This is a genomic window from Mesorhizobium sp. M7D.F.Ca.US.004.03.1.1, assembly GCF_003998635.1.
Taxonomy (GTDB): domain Bacteria; phylum Pseudomonadota; class Alphaproteobacteria; order Rhizobiales; family Rhizobiaceae; genus Mesorhizobium; species Mesorhizobium loti.
Genome location: NZ_RZQG01000392.1, coordinates 1 through 5,363, shown reverse-complemented (window position 1 = coordinate 5,363; position 5,363 = coordinate 1). Strand labels below are relative to the sequence as shown.

Below are 5,363 nucleotides of genomic sequence, written 5' to 3'. Positions count from 1 at the left end.
CAGGCAGACAGAGCGCGCCGGCTGCGATCGGCAGGTAATTGCGCACCGTCGGGATGAACTGCGCCAGCAAGGAGATCCGGACGTGATAGCGCCGATAGGCCTGGCCGAGCCTGCGGTAGGTCGCGTGGCGCAGGAAGACATATCTGCCGAAACGTTCCAACAGCCTGTCGGCACGGTCGGGTCCAATCCGGCGGCCGACCGCATACCAGACAAGGCAGCCGCTGGTGGAGGCAAGCGTCGTCACCAGCAGCAGGATCGCCAGCGTCGAACCATCAGGCGCCGCCGTCATGCCGAGGAACAGCAGCAGCACGTGCGACGGCGGGATTGGCAGGATCTTTTCGGTGAAGGCGAGGCAGAAGACGCCGAACAGACCGAAGCCGAGGATGGCCGCCAGCGGCCCCGTCATGCGAAGCGCCAGTCAAAGGTGCTGAGCGTCTTGATCCTGGCGATGCGATAGACCGTCGCCGGCGGGAGGTTGCGAAAGGTATGGCCAACCCGCGTGACCTCGAGATCGAGCCGATCGAGCAGCGACTGGTCGAACGGACAGCGCCGGCCGAGCGTGAACTGATAGAGCGCGCCGCCCGGGCGAAGATTTGCGAAAACCCCGTCGAGAATGGCGAGCGTCTTGCGCGGTGAGATCAAGCGGAAGGGCAGACCGCTGATGGCGGCGCCGACCGCCGGCCCCTGGAATAGCGATAGATGGCGCAGACCGGCGGCATCCATTTCGAAGACCCGGGCGGCAGGAAAGCGCCGCTTGAGCAGTGCGGCGAAATCCGGATCGGATTCGATCAGCGTCAAATCCTCTTCACTAACCCCGCGCGCCAGCAGCGCCCGGGTGAACGGGCCGGTTCCCGGACCAAGCTCCAGCACGGGGCCGGTGTCGGGACCGATGTCGCGCGTCATCAATGCCGCCAGGCTGGAACTGGACGGCGTGACGGAGCCTATCCTGAACGGCGCCACGGCCCACGCCATGAGAAAAGACAGAGCATCATTTGCAGACATAGCTAAACCTCAATCCGGACAGCAGCGCGACAATCAGTTTGGTGCGGCCATTTGATTTCGTTTCAGCGTCGGACCCGAACCTGTTGCATAGTCGGGTCCGACGCCTTGATGCCGGCATGACGGTTCGTGCCGACCGGTGCTGTTTGCTGCGACTGGATTGCATGGACATTGCGCAAGGTGGCAGATGCAAAGAAAGGGTGCGTCGACGCCCGCTGCCAGGATTTGCCATGCTTGCGCAATGTTGGCGCTGTAGCGCCCGCAGCAGTGGTCTTGTTAGAGGATGGTGGATGCGTATCTTGCTGGTCGAAGACGAGCCTGAAATGGTCTCGGCCTTGCGTGCCGCGCTGAAGCGCCACGACATGGTGGTCGACCACGCCGGCTCGCTCATCGAAGCGGAGGGCTTCGTTGCCGCCGACAGCTACGACGCCATCCTGCTCGACCGCCAATTGCCGGATGGCGACGGGCTGTCGCTGGTTCCCAGACTGCGCGCAGCGAAGAACACCACGCCCGTGCTGATGCTGACGGCAAAGGGCGACACGTCGGACAAGGTCGATGGGCTGAACATGGGTGCGGACGATTATCTGGCGAAGCCGTTCGCCTTCGAGGAATTGCTGGCCCGGTTGCGAGCGCTGCTCAGGCGCCCGGTGCCGATGCAGTCGCAATTCATCCGCGCCGGCCATCTGGTGCTCGATGTCGGGTATCGCGAGGTGTCGATCCGTGGCGAGCCGCTCGGCCTGCCGCGCCGCGAACTCCTGGTGCTGGAAACGCTGATGCGGCGGACCGGCCGCATGGTGCAGCGCGAGGCGCTGATGGAAGCGGTGTTTGGCCTCGACGACGAGATTCAGTCCAACGCGCTCGACACCCACGTCTCGCGCCTGCGCCGCAAGCTCGCCGACGCCGACGGCGGCGTGACGATCAACGGCATTCGCGGCGTCGGCTATCTCCTGCGCGAGACGACATGACGATCAAGCGCCCGCGTTCGCTGAAATGGAGCCTGGTGCTGCGCATCGCGTTGCTGCAATGCGCGATGCTGACACTGATCATCGTCGGCATTCTCGGCGCCATGCTGGCCACGGGTCTCATTCCGCACGACTATGAGGACGGCACGATGGACGTGCTGGCGGATGCGGTGGCACGCGATGCCGGCGGCAAGCTGGTCCTCAACGAGACGCCGGATATGGCAAAGCTGCGATCTGGAGTTCCGGACCTCTGGTTCATCATTCGCGACAAGCAAGGGCAGCGGCTGCAGGAGGGAACCGTACCGACCGTCTTCCAGCCCTTTGTCGGACTGCTGGACACCATCAGCGATGCCCGTATCGACCCGACGCTCGGGCAAGCCGCGCCACCTGGAGGAAAGATACGCTGGACCGATACGGCAGCCGGCAACGTCCAGATCTTCAGCGGCACCAAGGGCGGGCTTTCGCTTATGCGCCTGCTCGGGCAGGCGCCGCAATTTTTCCTGCAAGGGATATTGCCGCTCGCCGGGCTGATGGCGCTGGCCACGCTGTTCGCGACGCCCTGGGTGGTGCGCGGCGCGCTTTCGGGTCTTGGCCATGCGGCGGCCGAGGCCGGGCGCATCGACGTCGACCAGCGCGGCGTGCAGCTGCCGCTGAAGGACGTGCCCTTGGAGGTGACACCGCTGGTGAAGGCGGTGAATGCGGCGTTATCGCGCCTCGACAAGGGCTATGAGCGCCACAAGCGTTTCCTGACCGACGCGGCGCATGAACTGCGAACACCGGTCGCCATCCTCAATACACGCCTCGCCTCGCTACCGGCGACACCGGAACGGGCGCGGCTGCTGCAGGACGCAGCGCGGCTTTCGACGCTGACCGACCAGCTGCTCGACCTGCAGCGTCTCGACCGGCAGGCCGCGGCTTTTGAAAAGGTCGACCTTGTGGCGATTGCGCGCAGCGTCATTGTCGACCTCGCGCCGATGGCGTTTTCGGCCGGATACGAAATGTCGTTCGAACCCGAAAGAGAAACAGTTTTCGCCTCCGGTGACCGCACCGCGATCGAACGCGCTGTGACCAATCTCGTCCAGAACGCCATCGAACATGGCGGCCGCTCGGGCAAGATCACCGTCAGCATTGCAGCTCCCGCCGTCATCGAGGTGCGTGACGAAGGCGGCGGCGTGCCACTGAGCGAGCGGGAACGCGTGTTCGAACCGTTCTACCGGCTGCGCCCGCAGGATCACGGCGCCGGGCTCGGCCTCAACCTGGTGCAGGAGATCATGCAATTGCATGGCGGGCGTATCGAGATCCTCGACGGCAAGCCGAATGGCGCCTGCTTCAGGATGAGTTTTCGCGCGTTTGACATCGATGCGAATCGTAACTAATTAAGTTACATGAAACGCAACAGCAGACTGTCCTCGACCCTGCACATTCTCGTCCACATGGCCGAGAAGCCCGAACAGGCGCTGACCTCCGAGCAGCTTGCCACCTTCATCCACACCAATCCAGTGGTGGTCCGCCGCACCATCGCAGGCTTGCGCGATGCCGGGATCGTCACCTCGTCGCGCGGGCACGGCGGCGGCTGGCTGCTCGGGCGGGCGCCCGAAAATATATCCCTGGCCGAGATCAGCGTCGCCCTTGGCGAGACGCTGCTGCCGTTCAGCACCGAGCCGGAAAGCCCCGGCTGCCTCGTCGAGCAAGCGGTGATCGCCGTGCTCGACGATTTTCGCGTCGCGGCCGAAAGGCTGCTGGCGGAAAAGCTCAACCGCATCACGCTGGCCGACCTGACCGCCGATTTCCGCCGCCGTTTTGATCTCATTGGAGTCTCCAGCCATGCAGTATGATCTTGCCGTCGTCGGCGGCAGCTTTGCCGGCCTGTCCGCCGCCATCCAGATGGCGCGGGCAGGACGCAAGGTGCTGGTGATCGACGCCGGCCAGCCGCGCAACCGCTTTGCCGAGCATTCGCACGGCTTCCTCGGACAGGACGGGCGCCCGCCCGGCGCAATCCTGGGTGACGCAAGGCGGCAGCTGCTGGCCTATCCGACAGCAAGGGTTGTCGACGGGCGCGCGGACAAGGCCGTTGCCGCCGGCAGCAGCGATTTCGAAATCACCATCGATGGCGGCGAGACATTCGGCGCCGCACGGCTGGTGCTGGCCACCGGGGTGCGCGACATCCTGCCGGAGGTTGCCGGGCTTGCCGAGCTCTGGGGAAAGAGCGTGCTGCACTGCCCCTATTGCCACGGCTACGAAGTTTCCGGCGGGCCGCTCGGCGTGCTCGCAACCGGTCCTGTGTCCCTGCATCAGGCACAGCTGATCGCCGATTGGGGCGATGTCACGCTGTTCGGCAATGGCCTGTTCGAGCCTGACACAGAGCAGATGCACGCGCTGGAGAGCCGAAAAGTGCGGTTTGAGCCCACCACCGTCACCGAGCTAAGGGAAGACGGCTCCGGCGGATTGATCGTCCACCTCAACGACGGCAGAAAGGCCGGCGTCAGGGCGATGTTCACGGCGCCGCGTAACACCATGGCCAGCCCGCTGGCCGAACAGCTCGGCTGCGGCTTCACGCAAGGCCTCCTCGGCCCGGTGATATCAGTCGATGACAGGCAACAGACGACCGTGCCCGGCGTCTACGCCGCCGGCGACGCGGCACGCTCGATGCACAACATCGCCTTTGCGGTATCCGCTGGTACCTTTGCGGGCGTGTGCGCCCACCAGTCGCTGGTCTTCGGCTAAAACCCGGCTTCCTCGCCAGCGATGCTGAGCCGCGCGCCGGCCTGCGCCAGGGCGGCAGCTATGTCGCGCGGCGGCGAGCGGTCGCTGGCGAGTTCGGAAAAGCTGTCGAAGCCGCAGACCTGGACCAGACCAAGGCGGCCGAACTTCGAGTGATCGGTGATGACGAGCGAACGCTGGCCGCGCGACAGCACCATGCGGGCGAACTCGGCCTCTTCCAGATCATAGTCCATGACGCCCATCACCGCATCGATGGCGCCGGTGGAAATGATGGCGTGGCTGACCGAGAAGCGGCTGACGAAGTCGATGGCCGAGGCGCCGAAGGCAGCGCCGGAATCGCTGCGCAGTTCGCCGCCAGCCATGTAGACCTTATTGCCGTTGATGGTGGCCAGCGTGCGGGCGATGTCCGACGAGTTGGTGACGACCGTCAGGCGCCGGTGGCCAAGCAGTTCGCGGGCAAGGAACGAAGTCGTCGTGCCGGTGTCGAGCATGATCGATTCCCCGTCGCGGATGGTGGCGGCGACCATGCGGGCAATGACGCGCTTGGCGTCGGCATTCTCGCGCATCCGCCGCTCGAACGGCGCTTCGCCAATCATCGACGGCAGGCCGATGGCGCCATGCATCTTAAGGACGGAACCGTCACCGGTGAGCGGCTTGACGTCGCGGCGCACGGTCTCGAGC

8 protein-coding genes are annotated in these 5,363 nt (G+C 65.1%); 5 read left to right on the top strand and 3 right to left on the bottom strand.

Annotation, left to right across the window (positions count from 1 at the left end; all coding sequences use genetic code 11):
• A partial coding sequence (locus EN935_RS20780) for a DedA family protein (RefSeq protein ID WP_164771232.1) occupies nucleotides 1-406 on the bottom strand: 406 nt, incomplete at its 3' end.
• Entirely contained in the window at nucleotides 403-903 is a 501-nt protein-coding gene (locus EN935_RS20775; protein WP_245468685.1) for a methyltransferase domain-containing protein, read from the bottom strand. The genes EN935_RS20780 and EN935_RS20775, both read right to left, overlap by 4 nt.
• Between EN935_RS20775 and EN935_RS42185 the strand changes: the two genes are divergently transcribed.
• The 5 genes from EN935_RS42185 (at nucleotide 890) to EN935_RS20755 (ending at nucleotide 4,685) form a co-directional block, all read left to right on the top strand.
• Nucleotides 890-1,057: a hypothetical protein gene (locus EN935_RS42185; protein WP_245468684.1), complete on the top strand. Its 168-nt coding sequence runs from the start codon at nucleotides 890-892 to the stop codon at nucleotides 1,055-1,057. The genes EN935_RS20775 and EN935_RS42185 overlap by 14 nt on opposite strands.
• Nucleotides 1,058-1,289: 232 nt before the next feature.
• Nucleotides 1,290-1,964 carry a response regulator transcription factor gene (locus tag EN935_RS20770; protein ID WP_127262840.1) on the top strand — a complete coding sequence of 225 codons (675 nt, stop codon included), beginning with the start codon at nucleotides 1,290-1,292 and terminating at the stop codon, nucleotides 1,962-1,964.
• Nucleotides 1,961-3,337, top strand: a complete 1,377-nt coding sequence (locus tag EN935_RS20765) for a HAMP domain-containing sensor histidine kinase (RefSeq protein WP_127262839.1) — start codon at nucleotides 1,961-1,963, stop codon at nucleotides 3,335-3,337. The genes EN935_RS20770 and EN935_RS20765 overlap by 4 nt, the downstream gene beginning before the upstream one ends.
• Before the next feature lie 9 nt (nucleotides 3,338-3,346).
• The gene (locus EN935_RS20760; RefSeq protein WP_126067505.1) at nucleotides 3,347-3,796 is read left to right on the top strand and encodes an Rrf2 family transcriptional regulator; all 450 of its coding nucleotides are present in this window, start codon (nucleotides 3,347-3,349) and stop codon (nucleotides 3,794-3,796) included.
• On the top strand, nucleotides 3,786-4,685 hold the full coding sequence (locus EN935_RS20755; protein WP_127262838.1) for an NAD(P)/FAD-dependent oxidoreductase: 900 nt from the start codon (nucleotides 3,786-3,788) through the stop codon (nucleotides 4,683-4,685). The genes EN935_RS20760 and EN935_RS20755 overlap by 11 nt, the downstream gene beginning before the upstream one ends.
• Here the strand turns inward: EN935_RS20755 and EN935_RS20750 are convergent.
• The coding region (locus EN935_RS20750; RefSeq protein WP_164771231.1) for a DeoR/GlpR family DNA-binding transcription regulator at nucleotides 4,682-5,363 on the bottom strand (682 nt) is incomplete at its 5' end. The two genes, EN935_RS20755 and EN935_RS20750, sit on opposite strands and share 4 nt — an antisense overlap.

Excerpts from the sequence above, each read along its gene's own strand:
- EN935_RS42185 (WP_245468684.1), top strand. The coding sequence starts at position 890 with ATGTCGCGCGTCATCAATGCCGCCAGGCTGGAACTGGACGGCGTGACG.
- EN935_RS20775 (WP_245468685.1), bottom strand. The coding sequence starts at position 903 with ATGACGCGCGACATCGGTCCCGACACCGGCCCCGTGCTGGAGCTTGGT.
- EN935_RS20770 (WP_127262840.1), top strand. The coding sequence starts at position 1,290 with ATGCGTATCTTGCTGGTCGAAGACGAGCCTGAAATGGTCTCGGCCTTG.
- EN935_RS20765 (WP_127262839.1), top strand. The coding sequence starts at position 1,961 with ATGACGATCAAGCGCCCGCGTTCGCTGAAATGGAGCCTGGTGCTGCGC.
- EN935_RS20760 (WP_126067505.1), top strand. The coding sequence starts at position 3,347 with ATGAAACGCAACAGCAGACTGTCCTCGACCCTGCACATTCTCGTCCAC.
- EN935_RS20755 (WP_127262838.1), top strand. The coding sequence starts at position 3,786 with ATGCAGTATGATCTTGCCGTCGTCGGCGGCAGCTTTGCCGGCCTGTCC.